The sequence below is a fragment of the Chloroflexus aurantiacus J-10-fl genome (genome assembly GCF_000018865.1).
GTDB lineage: Bacteria > Chloroflexota > Chloroflexia > Chloroflexales > Chloroflexaceae > Chloroflexus > Chloroflexus aurantiacus.
Genome location: NC_010175.1, coordinates 2,940,943 through 2,961,186, shown reverse-complemented (window position 1 = coordinate 2,961,186; position 20,244 = coordinate 2,940,943). Strand labels below are relative to the sequence as shown.

Annotated in this window: 18 protein-coding genes; 2 read left to right on the top strand and 16 right to left on the bottom strand. The window is 58.6% G+C overall.

The window, feature by feature from the left end; genetic code table 11:
• From CAUR_RS11335 to CAUR_RS11260, 16 genes are all read right to left on the bottom strand, one after another.
• On the bottom strand, positions 1-351 hold the full coding sequence (locus CAUR_RS11335; RefSeq protein ID WP_012258036.1) for a GPW/gp25 family protein: 351 nt from the start codon (positions 349-351) through the stop codon (positions 1-3).
• Positions 351-671 carry a hypothetical protein gene (locus tag CAUR_RS11330; protein WP_012258035.1) on the bottom strand — a complete coding sequence of 107 codons (321 nt, stop codon included), beginning with the start codon at positions 669-671 and terminating at the stop codon, positions 351-353. Before CAUR_RS11330 ends, CAUR_RS11335 begins: the two co-directional genes overlap by 1 nt.
• Positions 671-1,156, bottom strand: a complete 486-nt coding sequence (locus tag CAUR_RS11325; protein ID WP_012258034.1) for a phage baseplate assembly protein V — start codon at positions 1,154-1,156, stop codon at positions 671-673. The genes CAUR_RS11330 and CAUR_RS11325 overlap by 1 nt, the downstream gene beginning before the upstream one ends.
• Entirely contained in the window at positions 1,153-2,280 is a 1,128-nt protein-coding gene (locus CAUR_RS11320) for a hypothetical protein (protein ID WP_012258033.1), read from the bottom strand. Before CAUR_RS11320 ends, CAUR_RS11325 begins: the two co-directional genes overlap by 4 nt.
• Positions 2,281-2,285: 5 nt before the next feature.
• Positions 2,286-2,582 (bottom strand): hypothetical protein, encoded by a 297-nt coding sequence (locus CAUR_RS11315; RefSeq protein ID WP_012258032.1) that lies wholly within the window; start codon positions 2,580-2,582, stop codon positions 2,286-2,288.
• A gap of 11 nt (positions 2,583-2,593) precedes the next feature.
• Entirely contained in the window at positions 2,594-3,226 is a 633-nt protein-coding gene (locus CAUR_RS11310) for a hypothetical protein (protein WP_012258031.1), read from the bottom strand.
• A gap of 14 nt (positions 3,227-3,240) precedes the next feature.
• On the bottom strand, positions 3,241-4,188 hold the full coding sequence (locus tag CAUR_RS11305; RefSeq protein WP_012258030.1) for an eCIS core domain-containing protein: 948 nt from the start codon (positions 4,186-4,188) through the stop codon (positions 3,241-3,243).
• Positions 4,189-4,202: 14 nt separating this feature from the next.
• A complete protein-coding gene (locus CAUR_RS11300) occupies positions 4,203-8,477 on the bottom strand; it encodes a DNA/RNA non-specific endonuclease (RefSeq protein ID WP_012258029.1) in 4,275 nt (1,424 codons plus the stop codon).
• A complete protein-coding gene (locus tag CAUR_RS11295) occupies positions 8,474-8,725 on the bottom strand; it encodes a hypothetical protein (RefSeq protein ID WP_012258028.1) in 252 nt (83 codons plus the stop codon). The genes CAUR_RS11300 and CAUR_RS11295 overlap by 4 nt, the downstream gene beginning before the upstream one ends.
• A gap of 27 nt (positions 8,726-8,752) precedes the next feature.
• Positions 8,753-10,708 (bottom strand): ATP-binding protein, encoded by a 1,956-nt coding sequence (locus CAUR_RS11290; RefSeq protein ID WP_012258027.1) that lies wholly within the window; start codon positions 10,706-10,708, stop codon positions 8,753-8,755.
• Positions 10,705-12,012 (bottom strand): Pvc16 family protein, encoded by a 1,308-nt coding sequence (locus CAUR_RS11285; protein WP_012258026.1) that lies wholly within the window; start codon positions 12,010-12,012, stop codon positions 10,705-10,707. Before CAUR_RS11285 ends, CAUR_RS11290 begins: the two co-directional genes overlap by 4 nt.
• Positions 12,009-12,791, bottom strand: a complete 783-nt coding sequence (locus tag CAUR_RS11280; protein ID WP_012258025.1) for a hypothetical protein — start codon at positions 12,789-12,791, stop codon at positions 12,009-12,011. The genes CAUR_RS11285 and CAUR_RS11280 overlap by 4 nt, the downstream gene beginning before the upstream one ends.
• Positions 12,772-13,473, bottom strand: coding sequence for a T4 family baseplate hub assembly chaperone (locus CAUR_RS11275; protein ID WP_242604914.1), 702 nt, complete (start codon positions 13,471-13,473; stop codon positions 12,772-12,774). The genes CAUR_RS11280 and CAUR_RS11275 overlap by 20 nt, the downstream gene beginning before the upstream one ends.
• 2 nt (positions 13,474-13,475) lie before the next feature.
• Positions 13,476-14,000 carry a phage tail protein gene (locus CAUR_RS11270; protein WP_012258023.1) on the bottom strand — a complete coding sequence of 175 codons (525 nt, stop codon included), beginning with the start codon at positions 13,998-14,000 and terminating at the stop codon, positions 13,476-13,478.
• A 79-nt stretch (positions 14,001-14,079) separates the two neighbouring features.
• Positions 14,080-15,660 (bottom strand): phage tail sheath family protein, encoded by a 1,581-nt coding sequence (locus tag CAUR_RS11265; protein WP_012258022.1) that lies wholly within the window; start codon positions 15,658-15,660, stop codon positions 14,080-14,082.
• Between the two features lie 905 nt (positions 15,661-16,565).
• Complete coding sequence (locus CAUR_RS11260) at positions 16,566-17,369, bottom strand: alpha/beta hydrolase (RefSeq protein WP_012258021.1); 804 nt, start codon at positions 17,367-17,369, stop codon at positions 16,566-16,568.
• Positions 17,370-18,481: 1,112 nt separating this feature from the next.
• Between CAUR_RS11260 and CAUR_RS11255 the strand changes: the two genes are divergently transcribed.
• Both CAUR_RS11255 and CAUR_RS11250 read left to right on the top strand, forming a co-directional pair.
• Positions 18,482-19,129, top strand: a complete 648-nt coding sequence (locus tag CAUR_RS11255) for an AP2/ERF family transcription factor (protein WP_012258020.1) — start codon at positions 18,482-18,484, stop codon at positions 19,127-19,129.
• A 476-nt stretch (positions 19,130-19,605) separates the two neighbouring features.
• Complete coding sequence (locus tag CAUR_RS11250) at positions 19,606-20,241, top strand: cupin domain-containing protein (RefSeq protein ID WP_012258019.1); 636 nt, start codon at positions 19,606-19,608, stop codon at positions 20,239-20,241.
• Positions 20,242-20,244: the final 3 nt, after the last annotated feature.

The following is a 20,244-nucleotide window of genomic DNA, read 5'->3' as shown; positions in this document are numbered from 1 at the left end:
TTAACTCGCAATCTCAACCACACGGCGCTGCTGGGTGCGTTGCACGACATACTGCACCGTCACCCGCAATCGCTCGTCTTCAGCCGCTATGGCCACCGTCTCGACCCGGATCAATTCACCCAGATACTCTTGCAACGCTCCCTGTACCATAAACTCCAGTGCCGTCGCCAGTTCGGTGCTGTTCGGTGCGAAGATCAAGCGGTGCAAACCGGCACCAAAGCCCGGTCGATTGACTCGTTCGCCGGGAGCGGTGAAGAGGAGTTGTTCAATCAAATGGCGAATATGGTCATCATCACCGGCCTGGGCAGTACGCCCGCTGCCGTCAATCGTGTACGGAAAGGCGATCTGCATCAGTTCCCCCTCACCCGCATCTGCGTCATCACAATATTGACCGGTGTGCCATTAGGGACGCACGTGGCCTGACTGTCTTGCAACAGGACCGGTACACCACCGGCCCGTACCCGACTCGCGCCAGTTGTCCATTGGGCAGTGACGCATGGCATTGGACCGCTGGCCGTTGAAAAAGGGCATCCAGCGACGGTATGCGGTGCGCTGATGGTAACAATCGGCTGCCCGCCCACCCGTACCCTGGGGTTGGGAGCAGTGGCCTGCGCCTGACCACCATGAGCACAGAGCACCGTCGCCCCGACGTGGAGAAGAAATCCCGGCATTATGTCACCTCCAATGCTCCATCATTGAGCGAAATCTGTGGCCCGGTTAGCTTGATCGAGGCCCCCTGCCCATTTACGATCTCGATCCCGGTGGCCGAGATTGCAATCCTGGCCCCGGTTGTTGTTTCAATCGTGATCCCGCCTGCTCCCGGCACATCGTTGATGGTGATGGTGGCCGTGGCCGTCTTCCAGACCTTCATCTCGGCCAGCGCAGGTGAGGCCGGCACTTCACCTGGCGCCCAAAAACAGCCGCTCCAGATCGGGTAATCGGGATCGCCCCCCTCGAATTCCACCCACACATTGGCACCGGTCGGCGGGACGAGGAACAGACCGACACTATTGCCGGCAAAGGGCACACACGGCATTGCCCAGCTCAGGCGACCATCGCCAAGCACTGCTGGGACACTCACCTGCACCCGCCCCTGTTGCAGCGGATCGATATTGTTTTCAACTTTGCCACGGTATTTGCCGAAAAACTGATTCATGGCAGCACCACCGGTACCGTCGAACCAAGACCTTCGCGGGTCAACGTAAAGCTCTGCTTATACCCTTCACGACTGATCTGGTGTTTGACCTGTTTGACGTAGTAGAGGCCATCGTAACTAAAGCCGGCACCGCGCAGACCTACCAGCCCGCGCGCCTGCAACAAACTGCCGTACCGTCCGGTATCAAGGTCACCTTCGACCGTCAACACATCGCTCGACGCATCGGTAGCAGCCTGCGCCTGGGCCATGGCCTGTGCCACACCCAGACCGGCGCCGCGAAAGATGGTGCTGCGGGCAAACGAGGCGAGTGCCGGCATGCTGGCAAGGGGTGGACGCAGGCTGGCGAACGAGCGCACCGGGATGCGCTGACCGGTTGACCGATCCTGCACCTGGCCGGTAAGCGTTGTTGCAGTTAGCGGGTCGTGTTGAAAATTGATCGAGGTGACATTCGTTGCCGAACCCATATTGACCGTTAGTGCCCGTTGGGGAACGCCGATCCGTACCGGCGGTCCCCAGTAGGCGGTGTTGGTCAGCGGTGCCGGGCCGGGCATCACGTAAAAGACGTAGGCAAACCGTTCGGCCATCTGACGCAGGTAGGCCAGATCGGTTGCCTGTTGCACCGGAATCCGTTCGGTCGGCAACGGTGCATCAATCGTTGGCGGCGGAATGACCACCGGGATCAAGCCGTACTGGGCATAACCAGCGATAATCTTGAGGGCAATCACCGCTTCAGGTTGGGCCGGATGCTCAACCGACTTTTCTTCCCGATCCATCGCCACGCTCACATCTTCGCCGGTGATGGTGAGCGTTGCTGAACCGGGCTGATCGCCGGGTTGGAGCTGTTGATTGGTGATGAGACCGTCCATCAGCACCTGGGGCAATGCACCGAACCAGACGATCAGCACCAGGCGGTTGCCGGTGCGGAGCACCGGGCCGGCGAGCAGTGCATAATCGAGCACATCACCCGCTTCCCGTCCGATCTGAAAGACGACCTGAAACCCCGACCGGCCTTCGTCGCGATGGGTCACTTCAACGCTGGTTATGGCTGCCAGCAGTGGCGGTGGCGCAGGCACCGGAATCGTCGGGCCGATCAGCATTGTCAGCCGGGTACTACGTAAACTCATTGCGATCACCCTTCAAAGGTCGGCACTGCGACCCGCAATAGCCGCCCGATCTCAGCCGTCAGATCAAAGGGATTCATAGCATCGTTGGCATCACAGATTCGCCAGAACTGTTCGGGGTCACCGAAGGCGTTGGTAGCGATCAGATCGAGACGGTCGGCACCGGTTACTTCAATCTCGGCCAGGAGGGGCATAGCAGCACCCTGCGGTAAGAAGCGACGACGCAGATAGACAATTTCCCGGCCATCGGTATCGGTGTAGATTGCGGTTGCGATCCGATAGTAGCGGCTGTTGGGATTAAACAAGGCATTCCTCCTTACAACGACAGTGATCCGGCACCGGTCGCATCAAGCGAGCTACTCCGCGCCGTCGCTGCCATCGTCTCTTTGACAATCTGATGAGCGAGAAAGAGATGGTAACCGGGATTCGTCAGTGGCAGGTCGTTGTAACTCAGCACCCGCAAACCGAGCGAGACTTTTGCCCGAATGGGGTTGAGCTGCGGATCATGCGCCTCTTCACTAATGCTAAACTCGGTCAGGCGAACCGGCAGCACGCGCTTCGGCCCCCAGATGAAGAGCGTGAAGGGCGCCTGTGGTGGCAGAATTTCAATCGTGCCGGTATTGAGCAGGGTCGTGTTTGCAACTACTAGACTGCTTTTTGGATAGATGAGCACTTCCAGGGCCGCCAGTTGTGGGTGTAAACCAAGTGCCGCTCCACCCTGTTCGAGCTGGTCGGTCGCGTCGAGTTCAACATCCAGCTTGATCGTTTCAACCGGTGCGCCCTTAATCCGCAGCGCATCACTGCCCTCACTGCCGGTTTGAGCTTCAAGGGTACGCGACAGCGTGTCGGGGTTGTACTGAAAGATGATGACAGCCGGCTGCGGATTGGGCAGATCGAAACTGACCAGAGCACCTTTCAGCAGACGTGGTGAACGAGGAAACGTGGTCATAGGGCATCCTTGCTTCAGGGGCAGCGCAATACTGCCCCACGGAATGGATCAATCGCATCCTGGGCCGCCTGGGCGTCAGCCTGCCACTGTTGTTGCAGAGCGGTCAACCGATCCTGGGCCTGCTGCATCGCATCCGCAGCGTCGCTACCGGTAACCGTGAAACTGACAGCCCGAAAGCGTCCTTCCAGAATAGCCCGCCAGCGCTGGCCGATCCGGCGATGTTCGGCTTCATGAGCGTCGAGGGTTGCCCGCATCGCCTGCCAGGCGGCAACCTCGGCATCACGGTTGGGCCGATCCGTAGGTTCCCATTCAGGTCGGTCAATCGGACAGTCAACACCAACCGTAGCCGAAGGCGTTCCCCGTGCAGTCACCCGCACTCGTCCGTCACGTAAGGTCTCACTGCGGGTCTGCACACCACCGTTGAAATCGTAGGTGCAACGGGTTTCGGCCCATTCCGGCGCGTAGGGCGAGTTGGCGTTCAGCCAGTCAACCACATCGTGGCAGCGTAACGAACCGGGCACACGGTAGCACTGAAGCAGTGGCTGAGCCGGCTCCGGCAGCGGACGCAGGCGATGGATTGGTGCTGGCGTTGTTGCGGTGTTAGCATGCTGTTCAGCCTCCGCCTCAAGCGCGTGCAGACTCTGTCCGTGCGTCCCTTCAGCCTGCTGTACGACATGCGTCAACTCGTGGGCCAGCAAGCGTTGTCCGGCAGGTGTATGCGGAGCGTATTGACCGGGAGCAAAAAAGACATCGCGCCCGATGGTGTACGCTGCGGCACCGAGACTCCGGGCAGTAACCGCAGCCGAGCAGTCGTGATGAATACGAACGGTGCTAAGGTCATACCCGAAGCGCGGCGCGAAGCGGGTGCTGGTGGCCGGGTCGAGGGGATGGGTATGCTGCCTCACACCAGAGTGGGCCACATACTGAGATTGGGATTGCAATTGACGAATAGCCGAGCGCATAATAATCCCTTACTTCATTCTTCATCACGTCGCTGAAAAACATCTCGTGCGCGAGGAACTGTCTCCTGACCAACCAATCCTTCACGAGACTGTCCAATTGTGAGTGAAAGACGCAGACGCGGATCAAAGGTTAAGTTAAAGAGAGGTTGATCAGGACCATTACCAGAACGGCGACCAACAGACACGACAATCGCTTGTGGAATGCGCTCAAAAGCCGTGGCAGCAGCAAGCTGTTGCGCAGCCGTCAATTGTGTTCTTTCCGTCTCGCCGAGCAAGCGAGCAAAAGGATCGCCACCATATTGTGCTTCAACATCCGCATAAACGGCTTCGCCGGCATCGACGTGTGTTTGTACTCTCGCCTCAAACGCGCTAAACCAGCTCCTATTCATTCTCGCTTCCATCGGTACTAAATTGTGCCAGCGGCCATCTCCACCGTAGCGACTGGCAATCAGGTGACCGGCATCAAACGTGGTGTTAATCGAGACTCCTTGATCTGCCAGATGTCGGATCGCGTCGTTGACCGGTCTTGATACACGTGCCTGATCTTCAGCATCGCGTGGTTGTTTCTTGCCCAGCCAACCGTGAGCACGTCTGGCGCGATCCCCTTGTGGGTTGTATTGGATGACACCAGGTGTGAAATCAGACGGCACATTGCTTGCCCGCACCATAACTGCTGACAGCGCTGCAATAAGCTGATCAAGTTGACTCTGAATATTGCCGCCGCGCTCCTGAGCGGCACGGGTTGCTGCCTGTGTTTGCCGTGTCTCAACTGTGGTTGATAGTTGCCGGGCATGGGTAAGTTGTTGAAGCAGGCGATTTTTGTCAGGACCTTCGGGTAGTGCCTGGATGCGTTGCTCAAGCCCGGCAGCAAATTGATCAAAATCTTGCTCTTGACTGGCAATTGTCATCACGGCCCGCCCGTTGATGATACGCACATAGAGATGATGCTGACCATCAGCGGTAAAGGGAATTGCCAGCTCACCAGAGGGACGAGCCGCAGTTGACGCAGCATCCCCCCCACCCCGGAACATACCCCGTACCCGCTCGATCAAGCGGTCGAGGGCGCGATCAACGACAGCCCGCACCTGTTCAATGATCTCGCGAACTCGCCTGCCGACATTACCCAAACCGAGCAGACGCGCCAGCAGATCGATTGCCAGCGGTAACAACCGGGCCAGAACCTCTTCCACCCGCTGCGCTGCCGGCTGAATGACGCCACGGGCAATATCGCCAATGGCGTTGACCACCGTCTGCACGACTTCGATAATGCGCGCTAACTGGTCACGCAAGAAGGTGAAGAGGTTGTAGGCGGCGATGATCAGATTGACAATCGCTCCCACCGGATTAAACATCGTCGCCAGTCGGGTAATCGCCGCCATAACAATCCGTTCGAGCAAGAAGTTTTTGATGCTATCGAACACCATATCGCGCAGACCGGCCAGATCGTCGCGTATCCGCTGCCAGAGCGCATCCCATCCGCCTTCGATCAACGTTTGCAGGTAACCGGCAACAAATTCAATCACGGCAACGGCCTGGGGGCCGATCAAACGCACTGCCCGCTCGCGTAGCCGTTCCCAGGTTAAACCCAGGATTTGCTGGATCAGGCTCAGGACTCCCATGAGGTCAAACCGTTCGGGCAACGTAATTCCGGCCCCACCGAGCGCACCGGTTAGCCAGCCGATAATGCCGGCTTGCAGGTGGCTCAAGAAATTGTCGGCAAATTGCCGCACGCCGTTCAGAAATGCGTCGACCAGATTGCTGACAAAACCACCGGGATTGTCCAGAATCATCTGGAAGGTCTCCTGAGCGCGACCGATAAACTGGTAGAACGTCTCTGGATCAACCCCGGCCACCTTCAGCACCGCTTCCAGTGCCATGCGTGCCAGCGCCGCCCAATCACCGGTAAGCACGGCCTGGACAACGCTGAGCGCAGCGGTGAGTGCGGCCTGATAGGCGTTGATGATCGCGTTCAAACCGGCGCGTAAGCCTTCGACAATCGCGGCAATTCCGGCTTTGAGGGTCGCTGCTGCCGTGTTGACAACGTTCTGCGCAAAGGCAACTGCGCCGTCGATGGCAGCATTGAGTCGGGCTGCCAGTTCGGGGAAGATACTGCCGATCAGGGTATCGATCAACCCCTTCAGGAATGCCCCAAATGCGGCAATCAAGCCATTAATAAACGATACGGCAGCGTCGATCAGCCTCATTGCAAATGCTTTTGCTGCATCCAGAATGGCATTCACTGCCCGCCGCACCGCATCGAAGATCGCGCCGATTGCCCTGGTCAATGCCGCGAAGGCATCACGTATCGCATTGACTGCCCGATCCCACCAGCTCTGTTCTTCGGCTTCACGGGTAGCACGATCCCGTTCGGCTGCGGCCTGTCGCTCACCGTCTGCTACTTCAGCCTGGGCATCACGTTCCGCCGTAGCGTACTGCTGCGTGATCTGCTCTTCATCAGCCCGAACTCGCTCGTCAACCTGGCGACGCTGAGCGGTACGCTCAACCGTTGCCTGTTGCTCGATGTCGGCCACTGCCGCCTGTTGCGCGGCCAGGGTCTCCTGACGAGCGTTCTGGATCTGGTTGCGCGCCTCCATCACCCCGTCCCGTTGGCGGGCATCGGCCTGGGCCGATTGCTCCTGAGCCTGGGTTTGCGCCTCGCTGATCGCTGCGGCTTGTTGTTGATCGCGCTCGGCACCGGCGTCGACTACCTGTTGGTGGGCAGCGGCCATATTCGCCGCCATTGCCGCATGCTGCTGCTGATCAAAGGCTACCTGTACGTCGGGGGGTAGACCCAGCTCAAGGTATGCCTGCGGTCCTTCCGGCATGGTCGGTGCGGCAATAGTCGGTTGTATCAGCTCACCCACAGCGTAGGCTTCATCGAGGGCCACCGGTTGCGCCTGTTCAGGTCCGGGGCCATTGATCACAGCCTGCGCAGCCTCATCACGAAGCTGGCGCGATTGGCTGACACCTTCGTGCAGGTGATTGTCGATCTGCTCTGGATCGGCGCCGTCGGTCAGTGGTATCTGTGGTGGTACCCCAGGTGAGGTAACAACTGTGTCGTCCTGAACCTGCACCGAGCGCAACTGTTCAGCAATCTGGGTCGCCCGATCTTCGGCTGTACCGCTCATCAGACGCGAGACATCGGCAGTGAGGCGGTCGTTGGCAGTATAACGACCGGGATCGGGCGTTAATGGCACTTCGCCACGCGGTAACGTTCCTTCAACGGTCAGTTCAGGGGGGCGGGTGTCCGGTGATACCACCGTCAATGGTGGTGGCTCTTCGACTGCTGAGGTGAGGGTGGCGTGGATGTCCGGCACGTCAGCATTGAATTGAGCGACTTCTGCCTTCGCCAGCCGATCCGTGTCGGTGCCCAGGGTTGCCGCAGATTGGGCTTTGAGGGTTGGTGGCGCGTCGGCAAACGCCGCCATCAATGCCTCTGGATCGGAGGCTGCGCTCAGAGTGGCACTGGCTTCTGCCATGGCCGCCTGCTGGGCCGCTACCTCGGCCTCACTGATCCCCGGTGTCGGTGCTGGTGGCAATTCCAGTGGCGGCTGATCCGGCTCAAGCGCCGGCACCGGTAACGTTTCAGCCTGGGGGGCAGATGCCTGGCTCTCCGCTGTCTGGCTCGATGGTGATGGTTGCGGCATGCGGTCAACGGTGCGCTGAAATGCCATTGTCGCCGGCTCAGCAGTCGGTGATGGTGGAGTGGTTCGCCGTAATGCCAGGGCAGTAGCGGGGAGCGTGGTGGTAACTGCCAGATGGGGTGGTACCAGCGCTGTGGTTGCCGTGCGTTCGACCTGATCGGCCAGCGTTGCCGCCTCGTGCTCAGCCGGATCGTTCGCCGCCACCACCTGCTGGTTGGGCATGGGCGCAGCCGCCGATTGCATCTGAAGCGCGTGTACAACTTCGTGGGTGATCAGGGCAAGTGACGGATGGGGATCGGCGAGAAAGATCGCTCCCTGATAGGTAAGCGCTTCAGCGTGCGCCAGCGCCAGAGCCTGCGCGGCAACCGGATTGGCATAGACCGGAATCTGCGCGAGGGGTTGGGCGAAGTGCACCTCCAGATCAGCACGATGCGGTAATGGCACCGGCGGGAAGGTCATCGCCTGCGCCAACAGCTCCGTCAGCCCAACGGTTTCGTGAGCGGAGAGTGGCCGTGCCGCTTCAGCACCATCCTTGTCGGTCGCGTTGACGCGCCGGGACCTGGGCCGGGCAGGGGTGACCACCACCGGTTTCCGCCGGGCCACTTCACCGGTCTGGGCAGATTGCCGCACAACCACCCTGATCATTGCACACTCCGCAATATGGTCAGCGCCATCTGCCGACCGATAGCCTCCGGCGTCATCCCCGTCAGGCGCAGGGTACCACCATCAACCAGATCAATCTCGCGATAGCGCCACGTTGACGCCACCCCCTCAGCCTCCAGCAACAGTCGGGTCAATTCATCGACCAGCGCGGCCCGGACTCGTTCCCGGTCAATCCCAGGACAACCAACGAAGAGCACTTCCTCGATGTGCAGATCAATCTCAACAGCCATCAGGCGCTCCTCTCCCGGACAAGCCGGCTACCGACGACCCTGAACTGAACGGGTGCGATCAATGGTCGAAAACCCCCGCAATTCCGTTTCCGTCAGCGGCTTTTCGAGTCTGGCGTATTCACTACGCGCAGCGCTCAAAATATGCGCCATCTGCACCGGTTCACCGGCCTCGGCAGCCAGAAACGCAGCGTTGAGCGCGATGCTGCGAATATTTCCCCCGGCAAGATTCAACTGGGCCAGCTTGCCCCAATCCAGCCCGGCGAGGGGTGTGTGTGGAGGAAAGACGCGCTGCCAGATACGCTGGCGCTGAGCTGTATCGGGGAACGGAAAATTGACGATAAAGCGAATTCGCCGCAGAAAAGCGGTATCAATCGCCTGCTTCATATTGGTGGTGAGAATGGCTAACCCCTGGTACGCCTCCATCCGCTGCAAGAGATAGCTCACTTCCAGATTGGCGTAGCGGTCGTGGCTATCTTTGACCTCGCTGCGCCGCCCGAAAAGGGCATCGGCCTCGTCGAAGAGGAGGATCGCGCTGCCACCCTCCGCAGCATCGAAAATGCGCCGCAGATTCTTCTCGGTTTCGCCGATATACTTGCTGACCACCGCACTCAGATCGATGCGATAGAGATCGAGACGCAATTCGTTAGCCAGTACCTCAGCCGCCAGCGTCTTACCGGTACCGCTCGGCCCGGCGAAGAGGGCGCTGATACCAAGCCCCCGCCTGTCGCGCAAACCAAAGCCCCACTCTTCGTACACGCGCACCCGTTGCCGCACCTGCGCCACCATTTGGCGGAGTGTCATCAGATGTTCTTCCGGCAGCACCAGATCGTCCCAACCGACCCTGGTCTCGATTCGCTGCGCCAGACCATCAAGCCGGGTGCGCACCTGAAGCCGACAGGCATCCCACCAATCGGCTTCACCATCACCTGTGGTCGTCATAGTGACGGCCCGAATCGCGTTTGCGCCGAGCGTAAACTGCTGTAACAACCGATCCAGATGACCGTTCAGACTCCGTCCGTGCTCGTTCAGTATCTGTTGCCAGAGCGCCTGCTGCTCGCGCCGATCCGGCTGCGGCACCTCAAAGCGCACAACCAATCGTTCACTCATCGGCAACGGATCGGCGCTGGACAGGATGACCATCCCCTGTACCCGTTCCAGCCAGTGCGCCAGCGCCCGTGTCGGTTCGGTATCCCCCACACTGATCAAGAGCAACCCACCGCTCAGCGCCGCTTCCCGCTCCCAAATCCGGGCCAGCGTCTCCTGTTCGATCATGTCCGGTGGTACATCCTCGGCCCGCAGCAGATACACGACGCGCCCCACGTGCTCGCCAACCGCAACCGCAATTGCCTGCCGTTGCGCCGGATCAGCACCACACATCTGCACCGGCGAAGGTTCAGCTTCGCGTTCCCACAGCGCGACAATCCGCTTGACCAGATCGGCATGCGCCTGCGGCAGCGGGGTGGATGGTCGCAGCAGACGCAGCAATGGTTGCAGGCGGCGATCCAGGGTTGCTACTCCCAACAGATAGAACAATACCCGCTCATCAATGCGGAGCGGAGTCGTCACCAGTGGTTCACCCTCAGCCATCTCGATCAATCGCCAATATCGCAACGGTGCCGTCGGCGTGAACGCACTCCAATGCGCACCCGGCAACAGCGATAACGCCATCCCAACCGTTGGCCGAAAGCGGTGTGGATCGCCTTGCCATGCGGCACAGGCTGCCGCCAGCTTGCTATCAAGTTCGACACCGGCGCAAAGCAAGATCAAGCCAGTCTCAAAGTCAGATAGGCCGAAGATGATCTGAAGTCGGTCCAGCGCCGATAATGCCGGCATGTCAGCCCGCGCTGCCTCTAATGCCTGCAAGGCATGGGCGAGAGACTGATCAGCGCTGGCGCCGGTTACACGACAACGAAGCACCGCCAGCGCCGCCACCAGGTACCGGTGATTCGCTGTCAACCAATCAACTGTTGTTTCGGTCGTCATGGCACTGTCACCGTTGGCCCACTAAAGACGCCACCACTCATCTCAAGCTGGCTTTCAGCCCCATCAACCTGCACCCGTACCAGATAGGTTCCCGCCGGCACACTGGCCGTCGTAAAGGTCAAAACGTCATCGGTATCATTAGGCGGCAAGGCCGCCGGTCGTGCCGGTAACGCAAACGCAAACGACAACGGTGATCGGTTGACCGGCGGTGGCGTTTCGTCAAGCAACAGTACGACTCGTTGTTGTTTGCCTACCGGCGGCGTCAGGGTGATGGTAAAAGTGACATTCCCATCACCATCCCGTGGGCCGGCTGTGGCCGTAACGATGGGGTGTAAGACAAACGCTGCCACATTCGACTCAACGCCGCGGTGCGGGGTGGGGGGCGTCCCAATCTGTAACCGATGCACAACCTGCACTGCCTGGATACCGGCACGAAGCGTGGACGGCAACGGTGCGATAAGCTGCGTGTCGGTCATCTGGTCGGGCACCACTTCAGTCTCGCCAATCCGCAAGACAACGTCATCGCCGCGCAATTGCTGGCCACGTACCACCAGTCGGTAACCAGGAAGGATCGGCTGCTGCACGCTAATCGGTTCAGCACTGTTGCGCTGTGAACCGATCTGCGTAATCCGTGGTTGCCGGAATGGCAACACGTAGAAGTTGCGCTGCCGCACCGGCAATGCCTGACGGGTTGGTCGCCGACTCTCGATCAAAACCACCGATGCCTGATAGGCCACACTGGGCCGGTACGGTGATTGCAGACTCGACCAAATCTGCGAAATCTCTTCAAGCGTCAACGGTTGCGGCGTGATTTTGACCTGTTCAATCTGGTCGGCCAGATCGGCAGCCACCAGGCTGGCCCGCGTCGTCCCCGGTAAGCCCACCCCACTGACCGGTGCCGGTGGGGCCAGCGCAGTCCGAATGGCATCACGGGCCAGGACAGGTGTTTCGTGCAGGAGTTGCATCGCATAGCCAAGCAACAGCTCGGCCAGGTAATCCTGATCAGTATACGCGGTGAGCAGATAGTGCAGATCGAGCGCTAATGGCGGATCGCTCACCAGATCGCCACCGGCAGATCGGGAAGGAAGACCATAATTCCGCCAGCCGGCGTTGAGCGTTGTCCGGTAGAGAAAGAGATTGAGCTGGCCACTCCCCGGCGTGAACGAGGCCAATGCCTGCGCCGGCGACAGTACGCTCACCGTGACATCACCCAGCGTACCGGTGATGTCGTGGTCGATCAGACCATCTTGCAACAGATCACGCAACACGGCGGTTACCGCAGCGATTGCCAGCGCGTTACTCATCGCTTTCCTCCATCACGTCGCCGGAGATACTCATCAAGCGTGAGCGCCGGTCGCGTCTGCCGCGACCGTGGTTGCGCCGGCGGGATTGTCACCGGTGGCGCTGCCCGTACCTCAATCCGCCCGATGGTGATCGAGATGCGCGGAGAACGCGGTGCCGGCGATGGCCCGGTTTCCGCCGACGCAGCCGGAATAAGCGGCATCACCGATTCCAATCGCTCAGGTCGCGCCTCTGCTTGCGGTTGCAGTGTGGCCGCCCGCCCGACTGCTGAGACTGGTTCATCCGGCGCGACGTGATGAGTCGGCGCTCCAGCTACGTCAGCCGGTAGCCAGGCCGCTCGTGCAGGATGCAGAGGATGATTGTCCGTTATCGCCGGATCGGTTCGTGGGGCCGATTCCCGCTGCCCCTGTGGTGGCACATTCATCTGCGGTGTGACACCGGTTGGCGATTGTCCCCACACCGCCGGTACACCGTCAATCGTCGGCAATGCCAGCAGATGATTCGGCGGCGATAATGTCTCACCACGATGCACTGGCGAAGTAGCCGGTGCAGTCGCCCCTGGAGCGGACGACGTGATGGGTGGGGGGATTGCCGGCACCACCGGCGGCATAAGCGGCAACGCTGAGTCCGGCATCCCTGTCGGCTGAGCGGGTAATACAGCCTCATAGGCGTGATCTGACGCTACAGGCACCTCGAATCGCGATGGCAGACGTGGCTGAACACTATCCCTCAGTTCACTGCCAAAGCTGCGGGCCAACAGATTAGCCAATGGATCGTTCATCGCTCACCAACCGCAGATAAAAAGCCCGTCGCCAGGGACTAAGAGCCAGAATGTCGCGTTCGCCCCAACCGTAAGCACGGGCCAGCGTATGCACATCGTGCAATAATCGGCGTGCCCAGGCATCAATCTCTTGCCAGACGAACGCCGTCACATCAAACGGCGCCGACCACGCATGACCGCACTCCGGACAGGTCAGCGCAATGCGGAAATCGAGCAACGGATCGGCCTCCGCCATCGCCGTAGCTACGGCGGTCAGGGCATCACCCGACAACGCTGCCGGTGCCTCAAGCAGACAGCGTTCGATGATCAGCCGTGGCGTTGCCGCACCCGCCGGGAAGGCCAGCAGATCATCACTCGTCGGCAACCGAAAGGTGATCGTCTCCCCTGCGTGATCGACCTGATGCACGGTTGTGGTGGGGGACAGCGCGCGCAGATCGGTTGTCGCCAGCGTAAACTCAAGCCGTGCCGCGCATTGCTGACACCGCACCACACAGGGCATCTGGGTGCCAAAGAGCCACTCTCGCACCAGCAACAACAGCGCATCGCGAGCACCAACAGGTAGCCCGGCCAGCGGCTGATCCTGGAAAAACGGCGTCAACAGCGACAGCGCCCGCACAACCGGCGGCTGCGCCATACCCGTCTCCCAGATATGCAGTACAGTTGAAGCCGAAACCGTCATCATTGCTACTGCGGCTCAGTAAAGGTCGGTTCGTCCGGTTCGCCGATGTCGTAATCGCGCTCCCAACCCTCGTTTTCCAGTTTGATGCTCTGAATAGCGACGGCGTTGGCATTCGCATCGAGTTCGGGCAGCGCCTGATACTCCGACACCCAACAACGGTAGACTTTGTACGCAATCGCGAGCTGACCGGCTTCGTTGTAGACCTCGATGATGATGTCTTTGCGAAAATCCTTCAGCGAAACCTCTGCTCCCAGGCCGGAACCGTAATTCCACACCTTATTCGCCCACTTCTCAAATTCGGTGTCGTGGGTGACACCGCGCTCAAGCGTAATCGGCTCGTACTTGGTGCGTCCCGGCGACTTGCGCACGTTGCTGGCATCACCGCCTTCGCGATGCTCAACCACCTCGGTAGTACGCTTCAAGGCAGAAACCTTACTCACACCGGCCACATACCGACCATCCCACTTGATGCGGAACTTAAAATTCTTGTAGGGATCAAAGCGCTGCGCATTCACGCTAAACTGAGCCATAGAGTGTCCCCTTATCGCTGCAAATCCAACCGCTCACCCCCGACCCCGCTCCGAAGTGACAAGCCGCAGAGAGTTTCGATCAGACTGCAATCTGACCGGCCAACTGCTGAATCTTGATAATGACAAATTCAGCCGGTTTGAGTGGCGCAAACCCAACCACGATATTGACCACACCCATATTGATGTCGGTTTGGGTCGTTGTCTCACGGTCACACTTCACCAGATACGCTTCACGCGGGGAGCGACCTTGAAACGCACCCTGGCGAAAGAGCGTTTGCATAAAGGCACCGACGTTCAAGCGAATTTGTGACCACAACGGTTCATCATTCGGCTCGAAGACCACCCATTGCAGACTGCGGTAGAGCGTCTCTTCGATAAACAACGCCAGCCGACGCACCGGAATATACTTCCATTCCGACGCCAACTGATCGGCACCCCGGTACGTGCGTGCCCCCCAAACCACATTGCCACTGACCGGAAATGAACGCAGACAATTCACTCCCAACGGATTGAGCTGCCCTTGCTCGCCATCGGTAAGATTGACGGCTAACGCCCGCACACCGAACAGGGTCGCGTCCTGACCAGCCGGTGCCTTCCACACCCCACGCTGCGCGTCAGTACGGGCAAAAACACCGGCAACCGCACCACAGGGAGCAAATTCCTCCAGGCGATTCTCGCGCAACGGATCGGGTATCCGCACCCGCGGAAAATAGATCGCCGCGTGATCATCCCGCGCCACTGCCGCACTGAACGTACCAATCCCACTTACCGCCGCTGCAATACTCTTCCAGCCAGATGGCGCATCGATGATCAGAAATGCCCGCTCCGAGCGGCAAAATTGCAGAGCCCTCGTCCAGACCGCCTCACTCACATCCGTATCACGGGTAAACGGCGGGATACAGAGCAAATTGAAGAGATCGGCCTTTCGCAGAGCATACACACCGGTCTTATCATCAAAACTACCCTCGTATTGCGCACTGGTCAGTGGATTGCCATCAGAACCGTTCGTCGTTGGCGCGGTGAAGGTACTGAGATCACCTGCTGTGCCAGCAACCGCCGGACGCACCGTCGGGAACGTACCGGGATACGGATCGGGCACCCGTAACAGCAGCGACTCCTGAGCCAGCACTGTTCCCACATAGCTCGGCGCCGTCGGATCAATCGAGACATTACGGAACGTTTCCCGCCGCGCCGCCTGCAACGGATTGCTCCCCGGCACAACCTCAACCACGGTCAGATTAAAGACCTTATCAGCCTCGGCGCTGCTCAAAGGACGGGTATCGTGATCAATCGCAATCCGCAAATCATTACCCCAGGCACCCTCACTGCTCGCCTCCAACACCAGGTTATCAGGCCCACTGACCGATGCGAGGCTGAACTGTGCCCGCTGCGCACCGTTGGTCAGGCGCACGATGAGCGCATCGGTACCCCCATTGAGAAAAAAGTGTTGCACCGCATAGCTCATCGTACTGGCTTCCCACAAACCACCAAAGAGGCGCTCATAATCACCAAAATTCTGAATCCGTACCGGATCATTCACCGGGCCGCGCCGCGCCCGCCCAACAAAGGCGGTAATCGATGTCGCCACACCGGTGATAGTGCGCACGCCACTCGGCACCTCTTCAATGTACACACCCGGATAAGACAGCGTAACCGGCATACAATTGCTCCTTGAACAGACCGACCTCTCCGCCACCCAGACTCACCAGCCCACCCCATCTCATCAGCGCAACTCCGCGGCTTGCAACAGTACTACCGCTCCTGACTCCGATCACACACGGCGATCCATCAGGCGTATATTGCCCCCGTGATCCGTTTCATGGCCGACAATGCAGTCATCGGTTCGCCATGGTCAGTCACCGCAGGAGTGCGGAATCGTGGCTTCCACATCCTCAATACCAGGCGCATATTGCACCGCTCACCCTGCCGAACACGGCAACCACGCCCCACAAGCATCTGACCTGTCAATGATGAATGATCCGACCTTCCTGCACCGCAATCACACGCTGGATTGTCTACCTTCCACACGCACCGATCCACGTGTCGCGTAGTTTGGAGTGCGGAAGCCACGCTTCCGCATCCACCGTACTCAATACCAGGCGCGTATTGCACCGCTCACCCTGCCGAACACGGCAACCACGCCCCACAAGCATCTGGCCTGTCAATGATGAATGATCCAACGTCCCTATCACGACAAGCCAGCGGTAGCAAGCGAGACCCTGATACGCAACCTACCATTCCAGATCAACAGCAGCAGTGGCGCGCCCAACGGGCCAGCACAAACAAACATCTTCCTCGACTGAGACAAGACCGGGAAAAGAGAAGGAAGCGAGAGGAATGAAGGCGATTAAAGTTGAAAAGAAGTTATGATTGGATATATATATTTCCCGGTATTCATATCGCGCTTACATTATAACCATCTTGTCAAGACCGATATTCCGGGAATTTATCAACTTTTCTTTAACTTACATGTATTCCCATTGTATTTTTATTCACAAACCAACAAACAACCTCCTCATTTATCCGAAATATCTAAAAATTATCTCTAAATTAATCAAAGAAAACTCATGGTAATTCCTTCAACGCCACCTGAATTGCATGATGGTACATAGAAAATGTCATCAAATTGTTATGATCACCACCAACAATCGGATAAAAGGCCAGCGGCGCTCTTACTTCGCGCGCCAATCGTTCGCCATCGGCGAAAGGCACCACCGAATCATTCGTGCCGTGAATAATCACCACCGGACAACGCACCTGACCGATCCACTCATGAGAACGCAGAGGATACTTCAGCAAAAAGGGTGGCACCCACGGAAACTGCCGACGGGCAATCGCTTCAACACTGTAGAAGGGACTCTCAAGGATCAGTAGCGCCGGTTGATACACAGCCGCCAATCGCGTGGCCAGCCCGCTCCCCAGCGATCTGCCATAGAGCACAATCTGCTCTTCAGGATAGCGTTGCCGCACCCATTCATAGACAGCGGCAGCATCGGCGTGCAACTCCGCCTCACTCTGAATCGTGCCCGTGCTCTGACCATACCCGCGATAATCAACCATCACCATCTCGTAACCATACTGAACCAGCTCCGGCGCCACCTCTCCCCAGGTGCGCAAACTCCCGGCATTCCCGTGAAAATAGAGGATCACCCCTTTGGCCTGAGACCGACGAAACCACAAAGCGTGGAGCTGCGCCCCCTCAACCGGAATCAAGACCTCTTCAACCGGAATACCAAACTCATAATGCGTACCAGGCGGGTCACGATCAGGAAAAAAGATCAGACGTTCTTGAAACGTATAGATTACTCCGCAGATCGCTGCATACCCTGGAACGAGAATAGTGATGAGACGGAGGATGGTTGGGAGCATGTTACAAATCCTTATCATCAGACAATCAAGAGCATACACTACACATGATATACATGCCTGAGTAAAAAACCCCCTTAAACGGACAAAAAACCATGCTGATAAGCGGCAATCCCGCCGTGGCTTCAAGATCGTCGGGCGTGGTCGCAACCCACTACCTCATCCCTTGGATGGTAAGATGAACGGTACAGGTGCCATCCGTAGGGGCGGGTTTAGAACCCGCCCCTACGGAACCCGCCCCTACGGAACCCGTCCCTACGGAACCCGCCCCTACGGAACCCGCCCCTACGGAACCCGCCCCTACGGAACCTGCCCCTACGGAACCCGCCCCTACGGAACCCGCCCCTACGGAACCCGCCCCTACGGAACCAGCCCCTACGGAACCAGCCCCTACGGAACCCGCCCCTACGGAACCAGCCCCTACGGAACCCGCCCCTACGGAACCTGCCCCTACGGAACCCACCCCTCCACACCACCGGCACCAGCACGCTGTAGGGTAGGCTGTCGGCCTGCGTTCAGCCATTCCCCATCATCAGGGTCGCGTAGGCAACAGGCGCACCACAGCACAGCGTGATGACATCAACTCAAGCACCCTGCTCCACGATTCGGCACGACGTCTCCCGCTGCAATCACACTGCGTTCCGTCCCTGATGAGCACCGCTCACGGTACGACTGTTCCCTGGCGTGTTGCTCACGATAGCACATGGTTGACACCATGCGTATAGTTATGGGTAATCCATAGCGCACTACGGAAGCGGGGCCGGGAGTAAGTTCATTCAGCACCTACCCAAACCCTATCTTCCGCATACGTTCGTATATCCCATCCATCCCTATTCCATAGTCCCCCCAACTCCTTCCCCCGCCAACTGTCGAAAAGGAAACTTTTCCTTAGCGTAATTGTGACAAAATCCATCGCTTTTTCAAAATTTGTGCAACAAATCACAAATTATATCGCGGTAAATTAGACGCTCCATCCAGCCAAATTTGTACTTTTTTGCCCAGGATTTCTGTGCAGTTGGCGGGCAAAATATGGTAATATAGAAAGCAGAGGTTTCAACCTTCGATATAATCACTATGGTACAGGCTATCTGAGGTTTCAAAAGGAGCAATCAGCAATGCCTCGTCGACACGCTGTGCGACCGGTGAATCTGCCGGCTTCCGAGCCGACAACCACTAATGGGCATCCTCAATCACATCCTGACGATGATCCGATGTCCGTCCTGCGCTATGAGCCGCTGCCCGATCTCGATCCAGAGCAGGCTCGTCAGTTGCTATCGGCGCCGACCACACCGGTTGTTGCTGACACGAAGAAGTTGCCTGCCCGTCTCCGCCCCAAGACCACAAAGCACAAGGGGATTACGCGCATTGACCACCCGGCCAAGCGCACGTTCGGCTATTTTGTGCGCGTCACCTGGAATAAGCAGCGCCGCAGCAAGTTCTTCTCCGACTCGGTGTACGGTGACAGACTGGCCGCACTCGCCGCAGCTATCGAGTGGCGAAACGCAACCGAACGCGAGCTAGGCAAGCCGCGGACCGAGCGTCAGGTCATCGGTGTTGCCCGCACCAGCACCGGTATTGTCGGTGTACGGCGCACGATCAAAGATGGGCGTGAGGTTTACGAAGCGACCTGGCGTGATGGCAATCGTATTCGCCGCACCTCTTACTCGATTGCCAAGCACGGTGAGCGCCGCGCCCTCGCCCTGGCCCGCCGCGCTCGCGAAAAGTACGAGCGGCAACGCCAGCGCACCCCGGCAGCCGATTAGCACCCTCCAGGTCTTTGTTGATTGCTTCCCCCCTGCATCGTGGTATGCAGGGGGATTTGTACATGTTGCACAATGCCTGATCACAGGCTGTCTGTCACACCCACCGGCGTATTGCCCGCATCCCGCATGCGCCACCAAACCAGGCTACGCCAGAGAGCGCTACTGCCAGATGTCACCGGCACCGGGCATGTTTTCAATGCTGACCCAACAACGTTAGACAGCACAATCCCACCCTGATCTGACCGGCCTTGTCGCTACTGTCTTTCCTGGCGAACAACACACGCTCACTGCGGGTCACCAGCACCTCACGGTTTGGTTGGTCTCAGACATCGCTGCCACCTGTGGATCAAAAACACCACTATCGCCGTTGGTTGAGTTACTGAAAGACAACCATTTTGTTGTGTGAAAATCAGAAAAATGTCTTATAATAATGAACAGATCAAGCTGCCGAGTTAGAAAGATAGCCGGTGCCACCTATGGTTGATCCAGTGAGTAGTCCGCATCTCGTTGGTGAAATTGGCAATGTAGACGTTGGTACACGCATTCGGACCCTGCGTGAACAACGGCGCTTATCAATCCGCGCCCTCGCCGAGGCGAGCGGGCTTGCCGTCAATACCCTCAGTCTGATTGAAAATGGTCGCACGTCACCGAGTGTCAGCACCTTGCAACGTCTTGCAGTGGCTCTACAGGTTCCGGTTAGTACCTTCTTTACGCCCGATGTGCCACAGCAACGTATCGTCTTCACCCCGGCAGGTCAGGCCATCGCCAGCCTCTTCCCGCACGGTGCCATGGCCGATCTCGCCCCAGGCATGATCAACCGCACCCTCGAACCGCTGCTGGTCACGCTCGAACCCGGCGCCGGTAGTGGCCCTGAAGCAATTGTCCATACCGGACAGGAATTTGTCTTTGGTTTAAATGGGCAGATTCAGTACACCGTTGCCGATCAGATGTTCATCATCAATCCGGGTGATAGCCTGCTGTTCGAGGCCGCTCTCCCCCACCGCTGGCATAACCCCGGCCATACGCCAGCCCAGGTGCTGCTGGTCTTGTGTCCGCTTGAATTACCCCGGAGTGTGATTGCCCGTCATAGCCCTTATCAGGGAAGGAGTTGAAAC